We start from the raw sequence: 659 nt of genomic DNA, 5'->3' as shown, positions 1-659 counted from the left end.
GCACCGCCGGGGCTCCCTGACCGCGGTGGGTGCGGTGTCGCCCCCCGGCGGCGACCTGTCCGAGCCGGTCAGCCAGGCCACCATGCGCATCGTCAAGGTGTTCTGGGCCCTGGACGCCTCCCTGGCCTACAAGCGCCACTTCCCGGCCATCAACTGGCTCAACTCCTACTCCCTGTACCTGGACTCCCTCAAGCCCTGGTATGACGAGCACCTGGGGCCCCAGTTCATGGTCAACCGCGACAAGGCCATGTCCATCCTCCAGGAGGAGGCCAGCCTCAACGAGATTGTGCAGCTGGTGGGCAAGGACTCCCTGTCCGCCGCCGACCAGCTCACCCTGGAGACCGCCAAGATGCTGCGGGAGGATTTCCTCCAGCAGAACGGCTTTATGGAGGTGGACTGGTACTCCAGCTACGAGCGCCAGGACAAGATGATCCAGATGATTCTGGACTACGACAAGCTGTGCCGCGCCGCCATTGAGAAGGGCGCCGCCACCGCCGAGCTGTTTGCCATCCCCTTCCGGGAGCAGATGGGCCGGGCCAAGAGCGTGCCGGACGACCGGTACGCCGCCGTCTACGCCGATATGGCCCGGGAGATGGAGGAGCAGATCGCGGACATCGCCGCCCGGGGAGGTGCTGAGGAATGATCAAGGAATACCGTAC

The 659-nt window shown here is 65.3% G+C and carries 1 protein-coding gene; it reads left to right on the top strand.

Translation table 11 applies throughout. The features are described from left to right. The coding region (locus ACESY8_RS19715) for an ATP synthase beta subunit C-terminal domain-containing protein (RefSeq protein WP_498794973.1) at nucleotides 1-643 on the top strand (643 nt) is incomplete at its 5' end. Between the last annotated feature and the right edge of the window lie 16 nt (nucleotides 644-659).

Origin of the sequence: Clostridium sp. ATCC BAA-442, from assembly GCF_964239415.1 — a bacterium.
Lineage (GTDB): Bacteria > Bacillota > Clostridia > Oscillospirales > Oscillospiraceae > Flavonifractor > Flavonifractor plautii.
The sequence above is the reverse complement of the archived record's forward strand: the minus strand, read 5'-3'. Positions and strand labels throughout refer to the sequence as shown.